Here is a 25,191-nt window from a genome sequence, read left to right on the forward strand (position 1 = left end):
GGAGCTAGCTCCGACAGGTTAGTGCGCATACCGAGAAGAGTACGGTAGTGGCGCAGTCTTGTTGTTGTTAGCCCCTTTTCATATCCATGTTATTGGCCCTGGTGAGCCCGCTATAGATGAAGACAGAAAGGTCTGTGGTGCCTTTGTATGTAACGATCCCTATATTATTTTCGACCATGAGATAGTTTCCTGTTCAGGAGTTCAGGTTAGTGATGTTGATGAGTAGCTCACTCATCGCCTAGCGCCAACAGCGACGCATTCCCGCCTAAGGCGGCGGTGTTATTCGTAATCGTTTTCTCGGTGACAAAGCGCTGCAGATAGTGAGGGCCACCGGCTTTTGGGCCAGTGCCTGAAAGGCCTTGACCACCAAACGGCTGCACGCCCACCACGGCACCGATGATATTACGGTTGATGTACACGTTACCCACGCGCATTTTTTGGGCGACTTCAGCGGCAAACGATTCGTTGCGGCTGTGCACGCCAAACGTCAGGCCGTAGTTGCGACCGTTGATGTCGTTGATGACCTTATCAAGCTGGCTAGATTTGTAGCGCACGATATGCAGGATTGGCCCGAACTGCTCGCGGGTCAGCGCATCGATGCTGTCGATAGTGAAAGCGACGGGGGCTACGAAAGTACCCTCCTGGGTATGCTCAGCGGCCATTGGCGTTTCAGCGACAAGGCGATTTTCAGCCTTAAGTTTTTCGATATGCTCCAGCAGGCCTTTGCGGGCGTCTTCGTCGATGACAGGACCAACATCGGTTCCCAGTTCGCGGGGGTCGCCAATGTGTAGCTCGTTCATGGCGCCTTTGAGAATCTCGATCACTCGGTCGGCAACATCGTCTTGCAGATACAGTACGCGCAGTGCCGAACAGCGCTGGCCGGCGCTCTGGAAGGCTGACTGAACCACATCCACCACGACCTGCTCGGGCAGGGCAGTGGAGTCGACAATCATGGCGTTCATGCCGCCGGTTTCGGCGATTAACGTGGGCAGCGGGGCGTTCTCCCTTGCCGCCAGGGCGCGGTTGATAATTTGTGCGGTGTCAGTGCCACCCGTAAAGACCACGCCGGTAATCCGCGAGTCGGAGGTCAACACGCTGCCTACCGTCGGGCCATCGCCGGGCAGTAGCTGAACCACATCCCGGGGCATACCGGCTTCGTAGAGCAGCTCTATGACCCGGTGGGCAATAATGGAGGTCTGCTCCGCCGGTTTGGCCAGTACGGTGTTACCCGCCACTGCCGCGGCCACTACCTGGCCACAGAAAATTGCCACTGGAAAGTTCCAGGGGCTAATCGCCGCGAATACGCCTTTGCCGCCCATCATCAAGCGGTTGGATTCGCCGGTGGGGCCGGGCAGCACAATCGCTTCGCCAAAGTCCTCTTCTGCGCGCATGGCATAGAAGCGGCAGAAGTCGACGGCTTCTCTGATCTCATCGACGCCATCGGTAAGTAGCTTGCCACCTTCCCGGGAGCAGAGTGCCATTAGTTCCGCCATATGCTCTTCCATCAAATCGCCTAGGCGACGCACGATAGCGGCACGTTCAGCCACGGGCGTAGCATCCCAGCGGGGGAAGGCGGCCCAGGCAGCATCCAGGGCCTTGGTTGCCTGCTCTTTGCTAGTCCACTGCACGCTGCCCACGGTTTTGCGGCGGTCATAAGGGCTGGTGACGCTATGGGTATTAGCCGTGTCGTCGGCAACATCAAAGGCCAGCAGCGGCTTGGCCGGGTACTGCTTGTCCATAAACGCGGCCATCTTCTCCATCAGCGGGTAGTAGTGGCTGCGAATGTTCAGGTTGACCCCGCGAGAGTTGCGTCGTTTAGGGCCGTAAATATCCTTGGGCAATGGAATGTTCGCATTGGCCAGGTTTTTCTGCTGACGCAGGGTCTCAACCGGGTGCTGACACAGCGACTTGACCGGTACATCCGGGTCGACCAACTGGTGAACAAACGATGAGTTGGCACCGTTCTCAAGCAGGCGACGAACCAGGTAGGGCAGTAGGTCTTTATGTGCTCCCACCGGGGCATAAATGCGGCAGTAGGTGCCTTTCGGTGCGCGCTCAAGCGCGGCGTCATAAAGGGCTTCACCCATGCCGTGTAGGCGTTGAAATTCGAACGGACGGCTGTCGCGGTTGGCGAACTCCAGAATCGTCGTCACCGTGTGAGCGTTGTGGGTCGCGAACTGCGGGAAAATACGCCCACGGGTATCGTTAGAAAGCAGGAACTGTGCACAGGCGAGGTAGGCAACATCGGTGCCCGCTTTACGGGTAAACACTGGGTAGCCGTCAACCCCGAGCTGCTGGGACTCTTTGATTTCAGTATCCCAATAGGCGCCTTTGACCAAGCGTAGCGGAATCTCATCCCCCTGCTGGTCGGCCAAACGATTGATGTAGTGCAGCACCGGCAGGGCGCGCTTGGAGTAAGCCTGGACGACCAAGCCAAAGTGCCCCCAGCCTTTGGCGGCTGCGCTTTCGTAAACCGCGCGGAAGACCTCTAGGGAAATCTCAAGGCGATCAACCTCTTCAGCGTCAATCGTAACGGCCACATCCAGCTCGCGCGCCTTGCTCACTAGCTTGATAACGGTGTCGACCAGCTCGGCTAGCACCTGCTCGCGGCGGCCAAACTCATAACGGGGGTGGAGCGCAGAGAGCTTGATGGAGACCGACGGCGCCGGGGTCTTATCGCTTAAGGTTTTGCAGGTTTTTCCCACTTGTTCGATCGCGCGTGCGTAGTCGTCAAAATAGCGCTGCGCGTCGTCCTGGGTGCGCGCAGCTTCACCCAGCATATCGTAAGAGTAGGTGTAGCCTTTATTGAACAGTGGCTTGGAGCGCTTGAGGGCTTCATTGATATCGCGGCCCAGCACAAACTGCTTGCCCATGATCTTCATCGCTTCGTACATGGCGCGGCGAATAACCGGCTCGCCCATGCGATTGACCATGCGATTAATAAAGCTGGCGGGCTGACCCTCCTTAGGGTGATCCATTTTCAGCACACGTCCAGTCATCAATAAGCCCCAGGTAGAGGCATTGACCATCCAGGATTCGCTCTTACCTAGGTGAGACTGCCAATCGGCGGGGCCGAGTTTGTCCTCGATCAAGGCGTCGGCGGTGGCTTTATCGGGGATGCGCAGCATAGCTTCCGCAAGGCACATCAGCATCAGGCCTTCATGGGTATCCAGGCTGTACTGCTGTAACAGTTCGTCGATGGTATCGACAGCCGTGTCCATCTTACGGACGTCCTCAACCAGCGCAGCGGTATTGGCTTCAATGCGGGCGAAATCTTCGCGGTTGGCATTCAGCACCTCGATCAGTTCACTGACGTAACTATTTTCGTCCACTAGGTAGTGGTCGCTAACGCGCGCCATGAGGGTGTCGAGATCGGTTTGCCAGATGGCAGGGTCACGCATGTGGTTGGCATTGAGCATTGAAGCCCCCGAAAGTCTGAACAGAACAAATGGGTAACAGGGCATTTCGCCCAAGCAAATAAGCGAATGTAGAGTGCAGCTACCTTTGGTGTATGTTGATTTCAGGGCAAAACGTGTCAATTCCGCGGCAAGAGTAGCCTTTATACGACTTTAGTAGAGTTTTTACTGGCCTGCTACTGACCCTAAAGCAGCGTTTGATGGGTTAATCGAGATCGGTGGTACATCTGTCTGGCGTAATTTCCGCGGCGATAATCCGTAACTGCGGCGAAATGCATGAGAGAGCGCGCTTTGGTTGGCAAAGCCGGTTTGAATCGCAATATCGGTGAGGGGCAAGCGGCTTTGCAGGATCAGTTGACGGGCCGCATGTAGACGTTGGCGCTTGACGTACTGCCAGGGCGAAAGCCCCGTTTGAGCGCGGAAGCAGTCGGAAAAATGCGCTTCGCTTAGACAAGCTAGCCGCGCTAAATCGGCGACGCGCAGGTCTTCGGCGAGATGTTGACGAATAAAGCGGTTAATACGCGTCAAATCCAAGCGCTGCTGCGTACTGTTGGCGGTAGTACCTAGGCGCGCTTTTAGTGAACCCAAAAGCGTGGCGGCTAAACGGTCTTGCTGAAAGGAGTTTGTCGATGTATCCAACCCTTGAGCAAGTTCGCTCTGCATAAACGCTAGGTAGTGGCGTAGTGCGTTATCCAGGCCAAAAAAGCGTGGGGCATCGAATAGTGCTACCAGTTCGCGGTTCTCACCGGTTAGCGCAGGGGCGTCTTCGGGAAGATCGAAAATTAACTGCCGGTTATGGCCGTAACCTGAGTAGTAGTGCTCGTGGTTAGCGGGCACGATACAGCCCGAGAATGCATTTACTCGCCCACCCAAGCCTTCAATTTCAAATTCTGAAGAGCCGCATAGCGTAATCACAATCTGATGAAAATCATGTGTGTGGTGATGTGTAGCGCTAGCTAGCGGTATTTGTCGAATGGTACTGGGCATGCAGTTCTCCTGAATTGCATTAGGTCTCCTGAACCGCAATACGCCTTCAAAACACAACAGCTACTGCTGGCGAAGGGCAGTGTGGGCGGATAAATGGTCGCGAAGGGCCTGAAGCTCTGCCTGTCCCTCTTGATTGAGCAACGGCTTGCCCTGGGCAACCATCCAGCGGCGGCCGTGCTGTTCCATCAGGTGTGCGGCACGGCGTCTGATGCCGTCCAAGTACTCGTTGTGCCGAATAGGGTAACCGATTATCGCGTTCCACTCGGTTTCGCTCACTTGGCTGCTGAGCGCTTTATCAAACAGCGCCAGTAAATCTTTAGGCTCAGTACGGTAACGTGGGGTGCTTGACGTCATCAGCACCAGCATTACCGCACCAATCACGAGTAAGCAGACTCCAAACACTAATAAATACAGCGCCATTCGCTCTGCTCCTGGGCGTCGTCCGTTAATAAATAGCTACGTTATTATACGCTTGGCGCCGCTAGGGTCGAAAATTTTACTTTTTTGCGAACTTTTACTTCATAGCGTGTCTGAGTATGTACAGGCAGCATCGCGATAGCAGTCGCTAAAGTTGTTGTCCTGGCTCTTTGTTTTGATCCCTTGCTTCCGCTACTTCTTGAGTAGCGGCTTTTTTTTGTCTAAAGCTCAACTGTTCTTCGACACCTGATTTGAAACCGTTAAGCACTCTGCTAGTGGCGACGTATAGCCAGCAGCGCTACCAGGATATCACGTCGTGTCACAATTCCTATTAGACGCTGCTGTTCCACTACTGGGTAGACTTTGGGTTTAGGGCCTAGCATCTCCTGGGCTAGGTCGGTAATGCTTTTATTGGGAGAGACGCTGAGCACTTCGTGGCGCATCATCTCTTTCACCAGGGGCGCTTCATCGTCATGATAAATGCTGTCCAGCACACGTCCCATGACATCCTGCTCCGAAATAAAGCCGATTAAACGATCACTCTCATCCACAACCGGTGCGCCAGGCAGGCGATGCAGTGCCAGCCCCTTGGCCAAGGTTGTTATCGAGGCGTTGGGTGAAACGCGGTAGCAATCACGGGACATGATATCGCGGACGATGCTAGGGGTTGCTCTATTCATGGTGGGCGCTCCTCGCTCATCGTATTCAGCGCTATGGCAAATCGGGTATCGCAAATTATGCGAACTGATAAGTCGTCGCTAAGTGCTAAAGTAGCTTCAACACTTTCACTGTAGGCGATTTAAGCCGCTGTGTTCTAACTGCAAGCCGTGTTTTTTCAACGCTATAAGTACTGAATTTTCTAAGCTGTTAATTTTCTAACTGCTCAAATGACCTGCAAGTTAACGAAATAAGGAGCTACTCATGGATGCACGTGAGTACTTAAACCGCAAAGGGGTAGGGCTCGACCGCGACCCTGACCGGCCAAATACCTTGGAAGAGAAGGCCTGGGAGCGTGCGCGGGGTTCCGGTCACCAGCGGCCAAAATCGGGGACGCCTCACGACTGGGAGGATTGGGAGCGTTATCACGATGACCTGGCAGAAGGGGCTGAAACCCTAGAGCAAAAAATTGATAAAGAAGCCCACCGACTTGCCCAGGAGCGGGCAGCTAAGGCCGCGGCTGAACCAGCCTCCAGCTCAGTGGAGCACTTCACTCCGACGCCTAACGTTGATCCAGCGCCTGCCGAAGCCGCGTCTGCCAAAGCCACGCCGCCTAAAGCGACGCCCTTAGAGCAAGCGGAACAAACTGTCCCGGAGCCTGGAGCGTTAAAATTCGCCTACTATGCTCTTGCGTTACTATTGCCGCCGCTGGCGGTAGGGCTAACTGATGGTGGTCGTAAGCGAGTAGGGGTAGCTGTGTTGCTAACCCTAGCGGGCTGGCTGCCCGGTGTCGTGTATGCTTTTTGGTGGTTGCAGCAGCGTTAACTAAAGACCCTTGCAGACGTTAACTACTTGGCAGCCTGATCCAGGTGCGTATAATCCCGGTAAACTAATTTACAAGTCGGGGTTTACGATGGGTTATTTGATAGGCGTCACGGCGCTATGGGCGTTCTCATTTTCGCTGATAGGCGTCTACTTGGCGGGCCAGGTCGACAGCTACTTTGCAGTACTTTTGCGGGTAACGCTTGCTACCCTGGTCTTCCTGCCTTTTTTAAGACCCAGCCTTCTGCGGGGTAAGCACCGGCTGGCGCTTATGGGCTTAGGTGCTATACAGCTGGGAGTAATGTACACCTTCTTCTATCAATCCTTTCTGCTGCTGTCGGTACCTGAAGTGCTGCTGTTTACTATCTTCACGCCTATTTATATCGCGCTACTGGATGATCTGCTGTTTGGGCGTTTTACGCCGATTTATATCGTGACTGCTCTGCTCGCCGTCGTTGGGGCGGGGGTGATTCGCTATGACGGCGTTGATAGCGGTTTCTGGGCAGGCTTTTTAGTTGTGCAGGGGGCCAACCTCTGTTTCGCGCTTGGTCAGGTAGGCTATCGCCGTTTAGCCGCTGATTTGCCACCTACCCTGGCGTGGCACAACGTGTTTGGTTGGTTCTTTATTGGCGCGATGGTCGTGGCCCTGCCTGCTTATTTACTCTTTGGTAACAGCGCAGCACTGCCTACCACGTCACTACAGTGGGGCGTGCTCGCATGGTTGGGGCTAGTGGCTTCTGGCGTGGGCTATTTTGCCTGGAACCAGGGCGCCACCAAAGTAGATGCAGGCACTTTAGCGATTATGAATAATGCGCTGGTGCCGGCGGGGCTAATCGTCAATCTAGTGATTTGGAACCGCGATGCGGATATTCCGCGTTTGCTGTTGGGGGCACTTATCATGGCCGCCTCCCTATGGCTCAATCACTGGTGGTGCCAGCGTCGTCAGGTAGCCGTTAGCTAAGCCTATTTGCCCGATAGCTGAGGTGTCCCCATAATGGCGACTTATGTTAGCGAGAGTCGGCCCATGAGCAACACCTTATCAGCAGACGCTAAGTCAGCGCCCTCTAGCGATCAATCAAGCAGAACCTTTAAAACTATTGGGCTGATTGGTCGGCTGGGGAGTGACAAAGTGGTCGACTCCCTTCAGCGGTTGGTAACCTACCTAGTCGCCCATGACTACTCGGTATTAGTGGAAGATCGCACCGCTACTGTCATACCGCACCATGGTCAGCCGGAAGCCAGCCGCCGCATGCTGGGCGAGCTGTGTGACTTGGTGATTGTGGTAGGGGGCGATGGCAGTCTATTGGGCGCGGCGCGTGCGCTATGCCGCAGCGGTACGCTGATTTTAGGCGTTAATCGGGGCCGCTTGGGGTTTCTTACCGATATCTCCCCAGATGAGTTGGAAACCCGCGTCAGTGAAGTGCTGGCGGGGGAGTTTGAGGTTGAACAGCGTTTTTTGCTCGATACTGTGCTCTACCGTAATGGCGTTGCCGTAGGTAATGGCGATGCCTTGAACGAAGTCGTGCTGCACCCCGGTAAAGCGGTGCGCATGATAGAGTTTGAGCTGTTTATTGATGGTCAGTTTGTGTATAGCCAGCGCAGCGATGGCTTGATCGTTGCCACTCCCACCGGTTCTACGGCCTATGCGCTCTCTGGCGGCGGGCCGATCATGCACCCCAAACTGGATGTTGTGACGCTGGTGCCGATGTTCCCGCATACGCTGTCGAGTCGCCCCATTGTGATCGATGCCGCTAGTGAAATACGTATTCACATTGGCGAAACCAACCAGTCCTACCCGCATATCAGCTGCGATGGACAAACTCGAGCGGTAGCCAAGCCCAACGATGTGCTGGTGATTACCCGCAAGCCTGAGCGTATCCAGCTGGTGCACCCCATCGGGCATAATTTTTACGAAGTGCTGCGCAGCAAATTAGGCTGGAGCCATCGGTTGGGGGATTGAGTATGGAGGGATACGACCTCATTGGCGATGTCCACGGCTGCGGTGCTACGCTGGCCTCACTACTGGAAAAATTGGGTTACCACCAGCGCAACGGCGTCTATCGCCACCCGCGTCGCAAAGTGATTTTCCTCGGTGATTTGATTGATCGTGGCCCGAGAATTCGCCTGGCAGTGACCATTGCCCGGCGAATGGTCGAGCAGGGCGAAGCGTATATCGTCATGGGTAATCACGAGTATAACGCCCTGGCGTATACCCATCCTGGGCCTGCAGGTAGCCACAAACGCTGGTTGCGCGAACATACGCCGCGGCATAATCGTATTATTCAGGACACCCTAGAGCAGTATCGCGACTACACCAACGAGTGGGAAGATACCCTGGCGTGGTTTAAAACCATCCCTTTGTGCTTGGAAATCGATGGTATCCGCGTGGTGCATGCCTGCTGGGATGAGGCGCTGATTGAAGAGCTGAAACAGCGCCGCCCTGATTACTGCATGGACACACAGTTTCTGATTGAGTCCACCAACTCCAAAACCCAGGCGTTTCGAATTTTAGACCGCCTGACCCGGGGCCCTCATGTCTCACTACCCAAAGGTATTGCGATACACTCTGGCGATGGCTTTACAAGACAAAGCTTTCGTGCCCACTTTTGGGCCCAGGCACCTCAGCAGTGGGGTGATGTCGTCTTTCAACCGGATAACTTGCCCGGCGACCTTGAAACGCGCGCATTGACCCACGAAGAGCGCCAGAAACTTAGCTACTATGGGCCAGAGCAGCCGCCGCTGTTTATCGGCCACTACTGGTGTGAAGGCATACCGGCACTGCCGACACATAATATTGCCTGCCTAGATTACAGTGCCGTGAAATATGGGCGTTTAGTGGCTTATCGCTGGAGTGGTGAGAGAGTATTAAATGCCGACCATTTTGTGTGGATTAAGGTACCAAAAGAGGAAAGGGCGCTGCCCAAACCCTGGGAAATCGACTTTGATTAACAGTTGTTTCATTTTATTACATAAAATTACATATTTTTTTCAAAACGGCTGAACTAACCCTGCCGCCGGCCATCTGAGTAAGTGTTCCCTTGAATGATCCCTTGCTTTTATTCTCCGGCGGTTCCCACCGCCGGTTTTTTTTGCCTGTTTGTTGGCAACCGTGTGGTTCATTCAGTAGTTGTCTTCAATAGCTACCCGCTGCGGTCAGCATGCCGCAAGCGCTTTGATTAGAGGGATGTCATGCATCCAGTGATGCTTCTGCCCGATCACGCGGATACCAGTGAACTTCGCCAAGCACTCTGGCGCCACCGCATTGGTCACCGCATTACCGATGAAGCGGACGGCCAACTGCTATGGATAGCCGACCCACGCCAGCTTGGCGAACTTAAAGCACTGCTAGAGCGCTGGCAGCGGGGCGAACCCCTGGTGCTTCATCAGGCTGCTCAGCGCCCGCGCACCATGACCAACTTCTTGGCATCGCTAAAGCAAGTGCCGGTAACGGCGCTGATGATTGTCATTAGTCTGGTGGTATTTGCCCTGATTGGTGTTTTTGGTGACCAGTTGATTGTCACTCTAACCATCGTGCCGATAGGTATTTCAGGGGGTGAGCTGGTCTTCGGTAATCTGTCTCAAACGCTTACGTCAGGACAAGTATGGCGCTTTTTATCGCCTGCTTTTCTGCATTTTGGCTGGATGCATTTAATATTTAACCTGATGTGGGTGTGGTACTTCGGACGTCAGATTGAAGCACTCCAAGGCAGCCGTACCATGTTACTGCTGTTGATTGTGGCGGGCGTTGGCGCGAATGTGGCGCAGTACGCGACCGGAACCGTACTATTCGGTGGCATGTCCGGGGTGGTATATGCCTTACTGGCTCACGTTTGGTTGATGTCACGCAGGGTGCCCCAAAGCGGCTTCTTTGTACCGCAAATGCTGGTGGTCTTTATGCTCGGCTGGATGGTGTTCACCATGACTGATATGGCGGGCAGCGTTGGTTTTGGCAATGTCGCTAATGAAGCACATTTGGGCGGTCTACTCGTGGGGCTTGTCACAGGCTGGTATTATTCATCCCGCCGTTTGAAAAACCGTTAAGAGGCCTGCAATGAGCGAAATGACGTTCGAAAAAATGATCAACCAGATGACCCCAGCGATTTATGAAAGCCTTAAACAGGCGGTATCGCTGCGCAAATGGCCCGACGGTCGCCGCTTAACGCCGGAACAGACCGAACTCTGCTTGGAAGCCGTCATGCGCTTTGAGGTGGAGAACAACGTGCCGGAAGAGAGTCGCGTAGGGTATTTAGAGCAGCGTACCTGCGGTGCAGCGGCTAGCGGTGCTGGCGTAACGCCTGAAATGGCGGGTTTGGCACGGGATGCCACGCGTGATTGAAGCGGCAGTGCCGGGCTTTTCAGTACAGGGCTGTTTAAGCAAAATGGAGGCAGCGCTACCTGGCCACCAAGACCAACCGGTGGTTTACCACTTACGCGCGGGTGAGCACCGTGTTGCGCTTAACGAGCGTATCGGTGAACCGCTTAGTTTGCGGTGGACGGGAGCAATTGCCTGTACCCACTGCGGGCGAGCAACCAAGAAGAGCTTTGCCCAAGGCCACTGTTACCCCTGCTTCAAGCGGCTAGCCCAGTGCGATACCTGCATTATGAAGCCGGAAACCTGCCACTTTTTCCAAGGCACTTGCCGTGAGCCGGAGTGGGGCGAGCGGCACTGCTTCCAGCCCCATATCGTCTATTTGGCTAACTCGTCGGGGCTTAAAGTCGGCATCACTCGCAAAACCCAAATGCCTACCCGCTGGCTGGATCAAGGCGCGATCCAGGCGCTGCCGATTCTTGAAGTGGATACTCGTCAGCAGTCCGGTTTTGTCGAAATGCTGTTTAAAGAGCAGGTGGCCGACCGCACCAATTGGCGTGCGATGCTCAAGGGCGACGTCGAAACCATGGATTTAAGTGCCGAGCGTGACCGTTTGCTAACCCTGCTAGCCGATGGGTTGCACCAACTGCGCGAAACCCATGGTGCGGACGCCATTCGCTTGTTGGAACAGCCAGCGCAACATTTTCACTACCCCGTCAGCGTTTTTCCCAAAAAAGTGGTGTCGCATAACTTTGATAAACAGCCGCTGGTCGAAGGCGTGCTGCAAGGCGTCAAAGGGCAGTATTTGATCCTTGATAGTGGGGTCATTAATCTCCGCAAATTCACTGGTTATGAGATCCAGGTAAGTTGAACGGCTAGCCATAAAGGGGGGCTTTGACTAAGGTTAGGGTTGATCTGTCCCCGCCTTACGCAACGCAAGGAAGCCCCGATGCCTTGGCTTAAACTGCTTCACATTGCCGCGCTAGTGATCTGGTGCGGCTCACTGCTTTATCTGCCCGCCTTGCTTAGCCAGGCACTGCAGCTTCGCAAAGACGCGGGCTTCGCTCAGGGCACACCGCCCATGCCGCGGTTTTTTTATAACTCAGTCGCTACCCCGGCCGCTTTAGTCGCTATTGCCTCGGGCACGCTGCTATTTCTCATCCATGGTGTGTTGGGCGGCTGGCTGATCTTAAAGCTGGGTGCCGTAGTGGCCATGGTCGCCGCTCATGGCAGCTTTGGCTGGTTAATCTTGCGCCTTGAGATGGGCCACTACCGCTGGGTAAAACCCGCCAACTGGACGGCGCTATGTGTTGCGTTAGCGGGCATTATAGGTGTGTTGGGGCTTGTGTTAGCTAAGCCACTGGATTGGAGCTAACGCCGTGTCTTTTAACAGCTTAGTTTTAATCCTCAACGTCGACCCCCACGGCGTGCTCATACACCAACTGCCCACCCAGCCAGCCTGCCAAAGCGATCAACGCGGCGGTGAGCAGCGATACGGCCAGCCCCCAAGGCAAAATCGCACTCGGGTCGTTGAAGCGCAGCAGCCAGTTCAGCGACGCCAACGAGAGCATCACCACCGCGACGATAGCGTGGCTCCAGCCGGTAATCAGGCGGCGAATGCGCGGCACAGTGACCAGGTCAATAATGCCTGCCGTGCTGGCAATCCAACCGCCAAATGCGCCGACACCGGCCAGCCACAAGCTGGCGCGCAACCAGAATGGGTCGCCGCTAAGCAGGAAACCGATATCGCTTGCCACCAGCGCCATCAGGGCCGCGACGGGAAAGTGAATCATCACGGGATGAAGCGGATGGCCGGCGAGAGATGCGTGGCTTTTAATCGAGCGCTGGCGAGGCTTTGCCATGATCACTTCCTGTGGGCAGAAAAAGGAATTCAAGGGATGAGGCTGATTATTCAACGCTTAACCAAGCAGCGGGTCAACTCACTTGGCACACCGCTAGCGCTGTTAGTCGGCCTGCTATTAGCCGGTTGCGCGGGGGATAAGTCTATTCTAGACCCGGCAGGCCAAGCCGCGCGAGACGTGGCGATGATTTGGTGGGTAATGCTGAGTTTTGGCACTGTGGTATTGGTGCTGGTGACTGCTTTTTGGCTGTATACCTTCAAGCGCAAGGAGGTTGTACGTACGCCTGCCGAGGAGCGAAAAATAGCGCGTCGCTGGATTATTGGCGGTGGCATTGTGCTGCCGGTGGCCAGCATTACCGCACTACTGGCCTTTGGTGTGCCCACCGGCCAGCGGCTTTTACCGTTGCCCCTGGCAGAACCGCCGGAGGTAATTGAAGTGATTGGCCACCAGTGGTGGTGGGAAGTGCGCTACCCCGGCGCAGAAGGGGGAGAGGTGGTGACTTCAAATCAGCTCATCATGCCCGCTGGTGAGCCAGTTGATTTTCACGTTACTGGTGCGGACGTTATTCACGCTTTCTGGGTGCCTCGCCTGGGCGGCAAGATCGATATGATCCCAGGGCGAGTGAACAAAATACGCTTGGAAGCGGATGAACCATCGGTATTCGGCGCTCAGTGCGCCGAGTTCTGCGGCGCCCAACATGCCCAGATGCAACTCTATGTGGAAGCCGTCGGGCGTGACGAGTACGACGCTTGGTTGGCCGCCCGTCAAACGGAAGCATTATCGTCGCTAGCTGCAAACGATCAGCAGCATGAGCCTGCCAGGGAGGCATTTATGACCCATTGCGCGAGCTGCCACCGGGTAGCGGGACTATCCTCTGGGGAGGAGGGGCCGGATCTTTCTGATCTTGGCAGTCGGACTAGCCTAGGGGCAGGGATAATAGCCATGAAGGAGGGCGCAGTTACCCACTGGCTTAAGCACCACCAACGCTTAAAACCGGGCAACAAAATGCCGCCCCACGATGATATTGAGACGGCCACCTTGGCGTCCCTGGGGGCTTGGCTGGAGACGCTAACCCCATGACCACCATTAACCGTGAAGCGACCCCAGAAGGCGATAACATCGCAGGCCCCAACCAGTTGCACAGTGACTTGCACGATATCTGGGGCAATCCGCGTGGCTTAAAAGCCCTCACCATTGTGAATCACACCACTCTCGGCCTGCGCTTTATGGTGACCGGGATGGCGTTCTTCTTGCTCGGCGGGCTGTTAGCCATGCTGGTGCGCACCCAGCTGGCGCTCCCTGATCAAGACTTTATGTCGCCGGATATCTATAGCCAAGTCACCACCATGCATGGCACGGTGATGATGTTTCTGTTCGCCATCCCCATGCTGGAAGGGTTGGCGATTTATATGATTCCCAAGATGATCGGCGCCCGAGATCTGGTCTGCCCACGGCTAACATCCCTGGGTTACTGGTGCTATCTGTTTGGCGGTATCATCCTATCGTTTAGTTTGATTCTGGAGATGGCGCCTAATAGCGGCTGGTTTATGTATACCCCGCTCAGTGGCAGCGAGTATTCACCGGGTTTGGGCTCAGATTTCTGGCTGTTAGGGATCACCTTCGTTGAGATCTCCGCGCTGTCTGCCGGGGTCGAATTGGTGGTCTCGATACTGCGTACCCGCACCCAGGGCATGGCGCTGCACAAAATGCCGCTGTTTGCCTGGTATATCCTCGCCATGGCGCTGATGATCGTGGTCGGTTTCCCGCCGCTGATTCTGGGCAGTATTCTACTGGAGCTTGAGCGCGCAGTGGGGATGCCCTTTTTTGAAGTGACCGGTGGCGGTGATCCGATTCTATGGCAGCACCTATTTTGGCTGTTCGGCCATCCCGAGGTTTACATCATTTTCCTGCCTGCGGCGGGCATTGTCTCCACGCTGATACCAGTGTTTGCTGGCCGCCCGATCGTTGGTTACGGCTGGGTGGTCTTCGCCATTACCGTGACAGGCTTTATCAGTTTCGGACTATGGGTTCACCACATGTTTACCGTGGGTATTCCGCAACTGGCTCAAGCATTCTTCTCCGCGGCCAGTATGCTGGTGGCGGTACCTACCGCGATTCAGGTGTTTGTCTGGCTGGCCACGCTATGGCTGGGTAAGCCCAAGATGAAGCTTCCAATGCTATGGATCATGGGTTTCCTGATTATCTTCGTGTGTGGAGGTTTGACTGGAGTAATGCTGGCGCTGGTGCCCTTTAACTGGCAGGTGCACGATACTCACTTTGTGGTGGCGCATATGCACTATGTGTTGGTGGGGGGCATGTTCTTCCCGCTGATTGCCGGACTCTACTACTGGCTGCCGCTGTTTTCAGGGCGAATGCCTTCTGAAACCCTGGGCAAATGGGGCTTTTGGCTCACCTTTTTGGGCTTTAATGGCACCTTTTTGATCATGCATTGGACTGGCCTTTTGGGGATGCCGCGGCGGGTTTACTCTTATGAAACGGGTATGGGCTGGGATATTTTCAACCTGCTGTCATCCATGAGTAGCTTTATTATGTCGGCGGGGATTGCCATGGTGCTGCTGGATTTTGCGCTGCACTTCCGTTTTGGCAAACCCGCTAAGCATAATCCCTGGAACGCGGACACCCTGGAGTGGGCCAACAGTATGCCACCCAGCGCCTATAACTTTGTCAGCCTGCCAAAGATCGATACGCGCCACCCACTATGGGATGACCCGGATCTACCGCGCACCATGGCAGAAGGGCAACATAGCTTGGCGGTGGCTACCCATGGCCGGCGGGAGATGTGGGGCACCGACCCATTAACGGGCAAAGTGCGGGAAATCATTCATCTGCCGGGTAACTCCTGGTGGCCGCTGTTCGCCGCAATGGCATTGGCCGTGGTGTGTTTAAGCCTGCTGACGCGGCTATATCCGCTGGCTGTTATCGCCGTTGTCGTGGCCGGGCTCTTTCTACTGCGCTGGTCTTGGGAGAATGGTGCGCATCCAAAAGCGGCGCCAGATGCAGAGGTAGCCCCCGGTGATCCACCGCTGCACTCGCGCACCATGGATGGTCCAGGCTTATGGGCCATGTCGATCACGCTGCTGGCCAATGGTTCGTTCTTTCTCTCTTACCTGTTTGGCTGGTTCTATCTATGGACGGTGTCCCCTGAGTGGCGGATGCCTGAGACCTCACCGCTCTCCTTGGTGGGGCTTATCATTGCCGCGATTGCGCTAACTGCTGGCGTGGGAATTCTCGAAAAACTGGTGCGCGGTTTGCGCCAGGGTAAGGATGCGGGGCTGGCTGTGGGCATGTATTGCATCAGTGCTCTAGGCTTTGTGCAGGTTGCGATAACGCTTTGGGTGCTGTTGAGTGCAGACTTGGCGGTGACCGAAACCTCCCACGATGCGATCATTATGGTCGGGCTGGCTTATGCGCTGCTACACGGTGGTTTAGGCGCCGTGCTTACGCTTCTTCAGGGCCTGCGGGTGGGTTATGGCTATGTGGGTGCCCATGCGCCTTTCGAGCCTGCCGTGGTTGCCCAGTGGTGGCGCTATAACCTGGTGACGTTCTGGATACTCGTGGGCGCGCTTGCCGTGTTGCCGCGTGTGATAGGGAGCTAAGTTAATGTCCATCACGATGCAGCGGTTACATCTTACCCATCCCTTACATTTCGTCATTGGCTTAACGCTATGGTGTATCTGGTTCGTAGCCGTTTACGGCGGGCACGCAATAGTCTGCTCAGTTGCGCCGCCTGCTCCCGAGCAGGGCGTATTCACCCTGGTGAACGCTATGCTGCTTGCCGTCAGTATCGCCGCGATTGCGTTACTGGCAGCGTTAACAGTGGGCTGCTGCCGCATGGCCAAGCGCCACGAAGGGCGGCTGCGCTTTAATGCCACGGTTTCCGCTGGGCTGTACCTTTTCTCTACCTTAGGCGTTGTGTTTGCTGCAATGCCGATTATTGGTATTCCGCCTTGCCTGTAAGCGATGCGCTTAACAAAGAGGAAGAGCAGCTCTATACCCTCCACGGTATGTGGTGCACCAGCTGTGCCCTGGCCGTGGAGGGCTCTCTAAAGCGGCTTGAAGGCGTGCGTGAGGTTAGCGTCCACTACCCAAGCGCAACGCTCTGCATCAGCGGTACACCTGTCGCTATCCAGCTCCCAACGCTCGCCCCAAAGGTTAAACGTTTGGGCTATCGGCTTACGGAACTTGAGCCGGTGACAGATGCCCATGGGCGTTTAGAAGAGGAGAGCCGCTACCTGACGCTGAGGCTCATGGTCGGTTCGCTGTTCGGCATGTGGACGATGCTCGCTTCACTATTGATATATGCGGGTGCATTGCCTTCGGAGCGGATTGAACTGGTGGTGGCGTGGGTATCGGGGGCATTCTCCTTACCTGTCGTGCTGTTCGCAGGCGTGCCGTTTTACCGGGCCGGGTGGCGAACGCTGCTCGCCAAGCGCCCCGGTATGGATGTGCTTGTTAGTCTTGGCGTTATCGGTGCGGTGATGGTTTCGGTTTGGCTGTTATGGCGCGGTTCTGCAGAAGTCTATTTCGACACGGCGGTGATGCTGATTGTGCTTTTACTGGTTGGTCGGCTGGTGGAAACGCTGTGCCGTCACCGTGGGTTAAAAGCGCTCGATGCCCTGGCACTTCCTAATGATGACATAACCGTTTGGCAGAACGAGCACTGGGGATCGGTTCCTGTGGATGAAGTGACGAAGGGAACGCGCGTCGAGCTAGCGCCCGGTGAGTTGATAGCCCTTGATGGGATCCTGGAAGCCCCGGGTTGGATCGATACTGCCTCGCTTACTGGCGAAAGCCTGCCTCGCTACTTTAATGCAGGACAGAAGGTCTACGCGGGCTGTCGCTACCTGGGGACAACGCCGCTGGTAATGCAGGTGAGTGCTGGGGTAGGCAAGCGGCGACTGGATCGGCTGTGTGACGAAATGCGCCGCTATCAGGCCAAAAAAGGCGAATTGCAGAAACTCGCTGACCGCTTTGCCGCATGGCTAAGCCCGCTAGCGCTAGTGCTAGCGATGCTAGCGCTGCCCACTGCGCTGCTACTTGGGTTGGGCTGGGAGGATGCCTTTGTGCGCGCACTGTCGGTGTTAGTGGTTGCTTGCCCCTGTGCCGTGGGGCTTGCAGTGCCGCTGGCAAGTCTTGCCGGTAGTGGCCAGGCCATGCAGCAGGGTGTTGCGCTACGCGACCCGGCAGCGCTCGAAACCTTGGCTCACATTCGCTCGGTAGCGCTGGATAAAACCGGCACCTTAACCACTGGCAGCCACTCGGTGCTGCACTGGCAGGCCCGGGAGGGCATTGATAAGCACACTTTGCAGCGCAAGCTCAGAGCCGCTGTTGCTGGCAGCGAACACCCCTTGGCACAAGCGTTAGCGCGCTGGTCGGGCAGCCAACATGATCAACAACCTGAGCAATGCGTGGACGTAAACGAAGCGCCTGGGGAAGGGCGCCATGTGCGCTTGAGTAACGGTGAATGGCTGATGGTAGGCAGCGCCGGTTGGCTTTCTCGCCATCAGATAGCGCTGCCAGACCACGAGGAGGACACAACGCTGGCCTTTGCTTCTCAAGTGATGGTAGCTGATAGTGCAGGCTGGCTAGCCACGCTCTATCTTACTGATCAACCAGTGGAAGATGCTGAAAAAAGCGTGAAACACCTGCTAGATGCAGGGTATGTGGTGGCAATGATCAGCGGCGATCGGCAGGGGGCGGTTAGTTGGTTAGGTGAACAGGTGGGGCTTGGAAGAAAAGCTTGCTATGCCCAGCGCTCGCCTGAAGCCAAAGCGCGGCTTTTGCAGGGGTTGCCATCGCCAACGCTCTACGTGGGTGATGGCTTAAACGATACCTTGAGCCTAGCCGCGGCAGATGTTGGCATCGCTCCATTAAATGCCAGCGAAGCCGCCCGCGAAGGCGCGTCCGTACAGCTAATGACGCCAGGTATTAGTGGGGTAGTCAAACTGCTCAGCACTGCTAAACGCACGCGGCGCATCATGATTCAGAATCTGTTCTTTTCAGCGCTCTACAATACCTTGGCACTCGGGCTGGTGGTGCTGATGGCGATTCCCCCGCTAGTAGCGGTACTCGCCATGGCGGCAAGCTCGCTGACGGTTACCCTCAACGCTGCACGGCTGGCCTGGGCAGAGTGTAATGATAATGGCTAAATAGCATAGCCAAGCGCCTGTTTAAGCCGCTCGGCGTGTGTGGCCACCCAACGTGGATCTATCGCCCCCCAATCACGTATCTGGTAGCGGCCGATGTTGTGACGCTCGCCTTCATCTTTCGTAAATACGCACTCGATATCCAGCTCGGCAAGCGATGCAATCGTATCCTGGGCGGTGCGCCGCGGCATGCCAGTGGCCTCGATGAGTGCAGGTACGCTGGCTGCCCCTTGTTCGATCAAATGGGCGACGTATAAACGACGGTAAAAACTCGATTTGGTTTTGCTTAGAGCAGGCATTCGGCTTCCTTTGCAGCTGATTTATGCGCGTGCTGCTTAGCTTAAATGAATAAATCCTGCTGCGCTCGGGGTGGGCGAAAATCCCGGGTGTTTAAGCCCTGCTCGGTGCGGTCCTGCATGTTCCACTGGCGGCTGGCGCGGGCAAAGCGTTGCGCAATTAAATCGGCAAATACCCCTTCACCGCGAAAGCGCTTACCAAACTTGGCATCGTACGCTTTACCGCCACGGCACTGACGCATTAGGCTCATCACTTTCGCAGCGCGCTCCGGGTAGTGGGCTTCTAAACACGCTTCAAACAGCGGTGCCACTTCATAGGGTAAACGCAGCAGCATCCAGGCGGCGGTTCTCGCCCCTGCACGGCTGGCGGCTTCCAATAGCTTTTCAATCTCATGATCGGTTAGCCCCGGAATAACCGGCGAAATGAGCGCACCAACTGGAACACCTGCGGTATTCAGTTCACGAATGGCCCGCAAGCGCGCCTGAGGCGATGCCGCCCGTGGTTCTAATGTGCGTTTCAAGTTGGCATCCAGGCTGGTCAAACTGACAAACACGCGCACCAGCCGGTGTTCGGCCATCTCCGCCAGGAGTTCCAAATCGCGCAGCACTAAGGTGCTTTTAGTCACCAGCGTTACCGGATGGCGACACTCCAGTAGCAGCTCCAGCAGGCGGCGAGTGGTTTTGTAGGTAGCTTCTAACGGTTGATAACAGTCGGTGTTGCCGGAAAGGTTGATCGGGCGGCACACGTAATTAGGGTGGCACAGTTCTTCGGATAACCGCTCTACCAATCCGCTGCGGGCAATCAGCTTGGTTTCAAAATCCAGCCCTGGCGATAAGTCCCAGTAGGCGTGAGAAGGGCGGGCATAGCAGTAAACGCAGCCATGCTCACAGCCGCGATACGGGTTCAGCGAGCGATCAAAAGGTAAATCTGGAGAGCGATTCCACGACAAAGCACTTTTGCTCACCTCCTCACGCACTTCGGTGGCGATAGTCGTAGAGGCCTCTTCCCGCCACCAGCCGTCATCTTCCTCCTCGCTGCGGGTAGGCGCAAAACGATTGTGCGGATCGTACGTTGCCCCGCGACCCTTATAGGAGCTTGGTGTTCCAAGAGATGTCATGGTTCACCTCTTTTGATATGGTTTTATATACAGTAGTTGTAAGGTGGCAAGAAATCAATAGCCAGTCAATTAATTAACTTGCAGTAGCTAAAAGGGCGCTACCCAAAGAACTATCGTGGGTTTAATGTGCAAGGTGGGTTTGTGACTAAAGAGCCAGCGAGGAAACGTTATGTCGAAAGTGGTCATCGTGACAGGGGGAAGCCGAGGTATCGGAGCGGCCACCGCAAAATTGCTAGGCGCAAAAGGCTATGCAGTGTGCGTGAACTATCTTGCTAATAGGGAGCTGGCAGATGATGCGGCTGATTGCATTATTCGAGCGGGTGGTCGAGCGTTTGCCTGTCAAGCGGATGTTAGCAGTGAAGCTGACGTTATCAGTCTGTTTGATGCAGCAGAAGAGCGCTTTGGCAAGGTGACACATTTGGTTAACAATGCAGGCATTCTGTTTACTCAATCCAAGCTGGTCGATATCGACCTTGAGCGCTTCAACCAAGTGCTTAATAGCAATGTGGTCAGCTGTTTTCTGTGCTCTAGAGAAGCCGTCAGGCGCTTCCCAGCAGGTAGTGCAATCGTCAATGTCTCGTCGCTTGCCTCGCAAACAGGCTCGCCCTTTGAATATGTTGACTACGCTGCATCGAAAGGTGCCATGGATACCCTAACCAAGGGGTTGTCTCGCGAAGTTGCTGGCTCGGGGATTCGTGTTAACGCCGTTCGCCCCGGTTTTATCTACACTGATATGCATGCCGATGGTGGAGAACCAGGGCGGGTTGATCGTTTAGCTCCCCAGATTCCTATGCAGCGTGGCGGTAGCGCTGAAGAAGTGGCTAATACCATCGCTTGGTTGCTCTCGGACGAAGCCTCTTATGTAACGGGGTCATTCATTGATGTAGCAGGCGGGCGGTGATGCTGTTCTTCCCCCATATTTCAAACGTTCTAAATAGATGCTGCTTTTGGGTCTTAACTCATGACACTTCAACAACACTTCGAACAGTTAGCCACTTATAACCAGTGGATGAACACTAACCTCTATGATGCCGCAGGTAAGCTGAGCGCCTCTGAACTAGCTGAAGAGCGTGGCGCGTTCTTCGGCTCGATTTTTGGCACACTGAGCCACATCGCGGTAGCCGACACGATTTGGCTCAAACGGTTTGCAACACACGCCTCTCCTTCCGCAAGGACGCTTGAGGTAATGGTGGCACTACCTACGCCAGATCGCCTTGATCAGATTCTCTTTGATGACTTGAAGGGATTGAAAGCGCATCGCCAATGGCTCGATACCGTGATTATTAACTGGGTAGCGGCGCTGACAGACGACGATTTGAGTACCACGCTGAGTTATCACAACATAAAAGGAGTGGCCTCAAAACGGCGCTACTCAAGCCTGATCGTTCACTTCTTCAATCACCAAACCCACCACCGCGGGCAGGCATCTACTTTGTTCTCCCAAGCCGGTGTAGATATTGGTGTCACCGATCTGCTGGCGTTGATTCCGGAGGAGGTGGATGGATGATGATTATTTTGTCTCTTTTAAGATACAGTGCTATTCTGTCTTTAGGGTGTAATTCAAGAGGTGCTCATGCCAGAGATTGATGCTCTGCTAGGGCTTTCATTTTGTATGTATTTTTTTGATAACAAGCAGCATAAGCTACCTCATTTACACGTTAAGTACGGTAGCTTCGAGTTGATCGTCGCTATCGAATCCGGTGAATGCCTAGAAGGCTATTTACCCAATAAACAACGTAAGCGGGCTGAAAAGCATATTGCTGAGCATCGTAAGCAACTCATAGGTATGTGGCAGAAAGCGGTAAATGGTGAAAACCCAGGTAAGTTAGGTGACGTATGCTAAAGATCATTGATGTCGATTTGATTGGGCCATATAAACTAGAGCTAATTTTTAGCGATGGTTTCCAGGGTATTGCTGATTTGTCAGCATATTTTAGCAAAACTCCTTTTTCTGGGGTCAAAAACTTCCAAAAGTTCTCACTGACCGCGGGTGGGGCACTCAACTGGAGCGGTAATGAACTTTCTGCGAGCACCCTACGTGCAGTGACAAAAGGCGTGCAAAAAACAGCAGCTCTTAGCTTCAACGTGCAGGAAATGGAGGACGTCATTAAGCAAGCTTCTTGGGACTCTATGCAGGAAGGACGCCCCGACATTTTGCAGGCTGCCATTCGCTCTTATGTGGAGCAGTTTGGGCATAGCCAAGTCATTGCCAAAGCAGGTATCAAAAGCCGTACTAGTGCATATCGTTCTTTAAAGCCACAAACCACACCCAATTTCGCCACTTTGGTTCAACTGGGGCATGCGGTCATCGAATTAGCTAAAGAAAATATCAACGGACGTTCTGAAACACAGCTATAGATCCAGGAAATTAAATGACACCTTTCTCCATCCTTCTAATACGTGTATTGGCAATTTACCTTGCGTTGAGCCCTCTTATGTCGGTGTCACCGATGCTGTTTATCCAGAGGCCGGATGAGTCGATAAACGAATGGCTGCCTGTGTTAATAGCATGGGTATTGATGCCCATGGTAGCGGGCGTTGTACTCTGGTTTTCAGCACGAGCGTTAGCTAATAAAATCCATGCTAGCTCTCGCGAAGAGCCAAGCGTAAATATTAGTGATGAAGGCTTAGTGCGAGCAGGTAGCTTTCTGATAGGTGTCTATCTGTTTGTTCAATACCTAGGCATAACGATTAGTCAGTGGGCCTGGGGTGGCATTCTTGCCTATGGCTCGCTGTCCGTTATCGTCATCAGCGTGGGATTGGTAGTAGGGACTAGCTCTATGGGTAAGCTATATAAAAAGGTTAAGTATGCAGGTGGTTGAAGGGTGTTTTCAAGCCCACAACCGAAAAAATGGCGCTTTTTTACTAATTTAATCTAGATTTTTTTATGACCACTTCATGCGTGCTAATCATCGTAGATATGTAGTAAGGCATGAGCAGTACTTCTATCGGGGAGTGTAACAATCCTTATACTAAGGGCAGTATGTGTTGCTGATATAGGAGTATGGTGTAGCATGATAAAAACTACGTTAACTTTGCTCGTTAGTCTACTCTGGTTTAGAGAGCTGGTTGCACATGCGCGGCACATTACGTAATTGGTCTTTGTTGGCGTCAGTAATCGTTTATACGAGCCTGTAGGCATGAAAACAAAGCCTGAGTTGTCAAATTGCTGGGACAACGCACCCATGGAGAGGTTTTCAGGAGCCTGAAGGCTGACCGGGCAACCATGTATGGTTATAGCTATAGCTATAGCTAATTTGTTCAAGCACAGCGCCATATTGTAAAGTATTTAATTGGGTATTACAGCCATCTTCGGCCGCATCAGGACAGAAAAAGGCATGAGCCCGAATCAGGTTGAGGAATGTTGCTGAATTAACTATAAATCGATGGACAGTTTTATTTTGCCACTAAAAATATATTAAGGAAGGGTTGGTGAGAATATATAGAGGAGTTTCAAAATACTATAGAGCCTGTACATTAGAAAACGAATATTTAAAAACACCTAGGTTGCCTAGGAATGTTAGTGTGAATGTCCATAATGTTGCGGATAAATGGTTCTATAATAAATTCGGCATAAAAGCTCGAAGTGAATGTATTTTTTGCACTCCATGCATAGAACAAGCAAAAGAGTTTGGGAGGCCGTGTGAAGTATCCTTGGCAGAAGGGCTAGAGTATGTTTTGGTTTATAGTGTCAATGTTGAAGATTTTATCGAAATTGAATTTGATATAAGAGACGTAAGTGACGACAATGAAATAATTTTATGGCTGGAAAATAAGTCGTATGAAAGTGTAAGATCATTAGAGGAATTACCCAAAGGCTTTCAAGGAGAGATTATGCTTTATTGTGAAAAATATAAAATTTCGGAGGTTTGAATGGAGGAAGTAAAAGAGTTATTGGGTTCACTTGGCTTGTTGGAAATTGATGGATATAAATTTTCAAAAAAATTAAGTGGTGGAAGTGCTCTTAGTAGTTTGTATGTTAAGAATGATGAGAAAGTAGTATTCAAATTTTTAATAGCACCGAGGAATTGTATTGAATTAGAAAGATTTAAGCTTGAATTTTCAGTGTTAAATAATAATAAAGTCAATTTTTTATACAATGAAAGACGCATGTTCCTTTTTTTGGGGCCGGAGGCTAGTTATCCTTTGCCTAGAATAAAGTGCGAGCTTAGAAGCAAATTTTCAGATTTGGTTAATTATTTCGCTTATGCTTATGAAGATGGGGAGTTGTTGCCATCGCTAACATCTAAGTTAGAAAGCTCAGAAGATAAAATATTACTACTATATCGCTTGTCATCAGGGTTGAATTATTTTAATCAAGTGGGTTATTCTCATAGAGATTTGCATCCTAGTAATATTTTATTATTAGATGGTTTTCAGATGACAAAAGATAGATCACAAGAAAATGACCCTAGAGTTAAGTTCTTGGATATGGGTAATTGTCAAAAAAATAGAGAAAATTCTGATATAATTCCTTTAGAAAGAGATTTAGATGAAGATGCCGTTTTTAAAGATAATAATAGGCGTATTTTAGCTTCGTTCGTATCCATGCCACCAGATTTTTTGAGAAAAGGGGAGTTTACCAAAAACTATGATAGCTGGTCTTTTGGCATTTACGCATATCAGTTGTTATTTGGCGAAACCCCATTTGAAGCAAATCAGATAGGGGACATAACTTCTTTGCTAGAAACTAGAGAGTTTAACGAAAATTACGAGATTAATTTAAATTCACTATCAGTTGGTATGAAGCTAGTATTAAAGCATTTATTGTCGCCGGATGGTGAAAGTCGTCCATCAATTGATACAATTGTACGGCTTTTTCATTGGTTGGTTAATGAGAATAAAAGGTTTCAAAACTCAATTTTTATTAAAGAAGTTATTCATAATGATGGTTTTGACCCTTATCATAATCCAATAGATGATTATTATTAATCTTGAGTATTATTTAATGAGAGCCTGGTAGGTGTTGAGGTTTTTCGTCAGCCTTTTTTTGACAATTCGAGTAGTAACATCTGCTCGACGTGGCGTTGCTCCCACCTTAATCCGAGTTTGAAGATGTAAATAAAGCGCTGATGCTTAAGTTTTATAAGGGATAGGATGGTAAACGATAATTAGTATGCTTGCATGTCCCTTTTCAAAG

Annotated in this window: 26 protein-coding genes; 19 read left to right on the forward strand and 7 right to left on the reverse strand. The window is 53.0% G+C overall.

The features are described 5' to 3' along the window. Positions 1-227: 227 nt before the first annotated feature. The 4 genes from putA to AC4EYZ_RS21990 form a co-directional block, all read right to left on the reverse strand. Positions 228-3,419, reverse strand: coding sequence for a bifunctional proline dehydrogenase/L-glutamate gamma-semialdehyde dehydrogenase PutA (putA, locus tag AC4EYZ_RS21975; RefSeq protein WP_490204015.1), 3,192 nt, complete (start codon positions 3,417-3,419; stop codon positions 228-230). 162 nt (positions 3,420-3,581) lie between these two features. Then, the gene (locus tag AC4EYZ_RS21980) at positions 3,582-4,403 is read right to left on the reverse strand and encodes an AraC family transcriptional regulator (RefSeq protein ID WP_039859210.1); all 822 of its coding nucleotides are present in this window, start codon (positions 4,401-4,403) and stop codon (positions 3,582-3,584) included. 60 nt (positions 4,404-4,463) lie between these two features. Further along, positions 4,464-4,823: a hypothetical protein gene (locus AC4EYZ_RS21985; RefSeq protein ID WP_022522992.1), complete on the reverse strand. Its 360-nt coding sequence runs from the start codon at positions 4,821-4,823 to the stop codon at positions 4,464-4,466. Positions 4,824-5,092: 269 nt separating this feature from the next. Next, the gene (locus AC4EYZ_RS21990; protein WP_022522993.1) at positions 5,093-5,500 is read right to left on the reverse strand and encodes a CBS domain-containing protein; all 408 of its coding nucleotides are present in this window, start codon (positions 5,498-5,500) and stop codon (positions 5,093-5,095) included. 241 nt (positions 5,501-5,741) lie between these two features. Here AC4EYZ_RS21990 and AC4EYZ_RS21995 point away from each other — a divergent pair, with 241 nt between their 5' ends. The 8 genes from AC4EYZ_RS21995 to AC4EYZ_RS22030 all read left to right on the forward strand — a co-directional run bounded on the left by AC4EYZ_RS21995 (position 5,742) and on the right by AC4EYZ_RS22030 (position 11,983). Beyond that, positions 5,742-6,302: a YqaE/Pmp3 family membrane protein gene (locus tag AC4EYZ_RS21995; protein WP_009287102.1), complete on the forward strand. Its 561-nt coding sequence runs from the start codon at positions 5,742-5,744 to the stop codon at positions 6,300-6,302. Between the two features lie 88 nt (positions 6,303-6,390). Then, a complete protein-coding gene (locus AC4EYZ_RS22000) occupies positions 6,391-7,260 on the forward strand; it encodes a carboxylate/amino acid/amine transporter (RefSeq protein WP_022522995.1) in 870 nt (289 codons plus the stop codon). Positions 7,261-7,323: 63 nt separating this feature from the next. Beyond that, on the forward strand, positions 7,324-8,259 hold the full coding sequence (locus AC4EYZ_RS22005) for an NAD(+) kinase (RefSeq protein ID WP_039859209.1): 936 nt from the start codon (positions 7,324-7,326) through the stop codon (positions 8,257-8,259). A 2-nt stretch (positions 8,260-8,261) separates the two neighbouring features. Further along, positions 8,262-9,248: a metallophosphoesterase gene (locus AC4EYZ_RS22010; protein ID WP_027958679.1), complete on the forward strand. Its 987-nt coding sequence runs from the start codon at positions 8,262-8,264 to the stop codon at positions 9,246-9,248. 240 nt (positions 9,249-9,488) lie between these two features. Next, positions 9,489-10,340 (forward strand): rhomboid family intramembrane serine protease, encoded by an 852-nt coding sequence (locus AC4EYZ_RS22015; RefSeq protein ID WP_009287098.1) that lies wholly within the window; start codon positions 9,489-9,491, stop codon positions 10,338-10,340. A 10-nt stretch (positions 10,341-10,350) separates the two neighbouring features. Continuing rightward, a complete protein-coding gene (locus AC4EYZ_RS22020) occupies positions 10,351-10,635 on the forward strand; it encodes a YeaC family protein (RefSeq protein ID WP_022522996.1) in 285 nt (94 codons plus the stop codon). Further along, a complete protein-coding gene (locus AC4EYZ_RS22025) occupies positions 10,619-11,479 on the forward strand; it encodes a DUF2797 domain-containing protein (protein WP_474191701.1) in 861 nt (286 codons plus the stop codon). Before AC4EYZ_RS22020 ends, AC4EYZ_RS22025 begins: the two co-directional genes overlap by 17 nt. 78 nt (positions 11,480-11,557) lie before the next feature. Next, positions 11,558-11,983, forward strand: coding sequence for a CopD family protein (locus AC4EYZ_RS22030; protein ID WP_022522998.1), 426 nt, complete (start codon positions 11,558-11,560; stop codon positions 11,981-11,983). Between the two features lie 25 nt (positions 11,984-12,008). Here the strand turns inward: AC4EYZ_RS22030 and AC4EYZ_RS22035 are convergent, their stop codons facing one another. Next, on the reverse strand, positions 12,009-12,470 hold the full coding sequence (locus AC4EYZ_RS22035; protein WP_022522999.1) for a DUF2231 domain-containing protein: 462 nt from the start codon (positions 12,468-12,470) through the stop codon (positions 12,009-12,011). Between the two features lie 36 nt (positions 12,471-12,506). Here AC4EYZ_RS22035 and coxB point away from each other — a divergent pair, with 36 nt between their 5' ends. Genes coxB through AC4EYZ_RS22055 form a run of 4 tightly spaced genes read left to right on the forward strand, consistent with a single transcriptional unit; the run spans position 12,507 to position 18,640 of the window. Continuing rightward, complete coding sequence (coxB, locus tag AC4EYZ_RS22040; protein ID WP_490204016.1) at positions 12,507-13,550, forward strand: cytochrome c oxidase subunit II; 1,044 nt, start codon at positions 12,507-12,509, stop codon at positions 13,548-13,550. Beyond that, the gene (ctaD, locus tag AC4EYZ_RS22045) at positions 13,547-16,087 is read left to right on the forward strand and encodes a cytochrome c oxidase subunit I (protein ID WP_490204017.1); all 2,541 of its coding nucleotides are present in this window, start codon (positions 13,547-13,549) and stop codon (positions 16,085-16,087) included. The genes coxB and ctaD overlap by 4 nt, the downstream gene beginning before the upstream one ends. A gap of 4 nt (positions 16,088-16,091) precedes the next feature. Continuing rightward, the gene (locus AC4EYZ_RS22050; protein ID WP_474191697.1) at positions 16,092-16,448 is read left to right on the forward strand and encodes a hypothetical protein; all 357 of its coding nucleotides are present in this window, start codon (positions 16,092-16,094) and stop codon (positions 16,446-16,448) included. Between the two features lie 47 nt (positions 16,449-16,495). Further along, positions 16,496-18,640 carry a heavy metal translocating P-type ATPase gene (locus tag AC4EYZ_RS22055; protein ID WP_474191703.1) on the forward strand — a complete coding sequence of 715 codons (2,145 nt, stop codon included), beginning with the start codon at positions 16,496-16,498 and terminating at the stop codon, positions 18,638-18,640. Here AC4EYZ_RS22055 and AC4EYZ_RS22060 read toward each other — a convergent pair. Together AC4EYZ_RS22060 and AC4EYZ_RS22065 are read right to left on the reverse strand one after the other, a co-directional pair. Then, positions 18,637-18,936 (reverse strand): winged helix-turn-helix domain-containing protein, encoded by a 300-nt coding sequence (locus AC4EYZ_RS22060; RefSeq protein ID WP_233974545.1) that lies wholly within the window; start codon positions 18,934-18,936, stop codon positions 18,637-18,639. The two genes, AC4EYZ_RS22055 and AC4EYZ_RS22060, sit on opposite strands and share 4 nt — an antisense overlap. 41 nt (positions 18,937-18,977) lie before the next feature. Beyond that, positions 18,978-20,051 carry a PA0069 family radical SAM protein gene (locus tag AC4EYZ_RS22065; RefSeq protein ID WP_474192842.1) on the reverse strand — a complete coding sequence of 358 codons (1,074 nt, stop codon included), beginning with the start codon at positions 20,049-20,051 and terminating at the stop codon, positions 18,978-18,980. Positions 20,052-20,220: 169 nt separating this feature from the next. Here AC4EYZ_RS22065 and AC4EYZ_RS22070 point away from each other — a divergent pair, with 169 nt between their 5' ends. From AC4EYZ_RS22070 to AC4EYZ_RS22100, 7 genes are all read left to right on the forward strand, one after another. Then, positions 20,221-20,952, forward strand: a complete 732-nt coding sequence (locus AC4EYZ_RS22070; protein WP_400674512.1) for an SDR family oxidoreductase — start codon at positions 20,221-20,223, stop codon at positions 20,950-20,952. A gap of 60 nt (positions 20,953-21,012) precedes the next feature. Beyond that, positions 21,013-21,558 (forward strand): DinB family protein, encoded by a 546-nt coding sequence (locus tag AC4EYZ_RS22075; protein WP_474192841.1) that lies wholly within the window; start codon positions 21,013-21,015, stop codon positions 21,556-21,558. A 66-nt stretch (positions 21,559-21,624) separates the two neighbouring features. Then, on the forward strand, positions 21,625-21,894 hold the full coding sequence (gene dhiT / locus AC4EYZ_RS22080) for a type II toxin-antitoxin system toxin DhiT (RefSeq protein WP_427769839.1): 270 nt from the start codon (positions 21,625-21,627) through the stop codon (positions 21,892-21,894). Beyond that, entirely contained in the window at positions 21,888-22,409 is a 522-nt protein-coding gene (gene dhiA / locus AC4EYZ_RS22085) for a type II toxin-antitoxin system antitoxin DhiA (protein ID WP_427769838.1), read from the forward strand. The genes dhiT and dhiA overlap by 7 nt, the downstream gene beginning before the upstream one ends. A 14-nt stretch (positions 22,410-22,423) precedes the next feature. Next, a complete protein-coding gene (locus AC4EYZ_RS22090) occupies positions 22,424-22,873 on the forward strand; it encodes a hypothetical protein (RefSeq protein WP_474192840.1) in 450 nt (149 codons plus the stop codon). 703 nt (positions 22,874-23,576) lie between these two features. Continuing rightward, positions 23,577-23,924, forward strand: coding sequence for a hypothetical protein (locus AC4EYZ_RS22095; protein ID WP_474192839.1), 348 nt, complete (start codon positions 23,577-23,579; stop codon positions 23,922-23,924). Beyond that, a complete protein-coding gene (locus AC4EYZ_RS22100; protein WP_490204018.1) occupies positions 23,925-24,983 on the forward strand; it encodes a protein kinase domain-containing protein in 1,059 nt (352 codons plus the stop codon). Positions 24,984-25,191: the final 208 nt, after the last annotated feature.

The organism is Vreelandella sp. 162(4c), assembly GCF_058152265.1.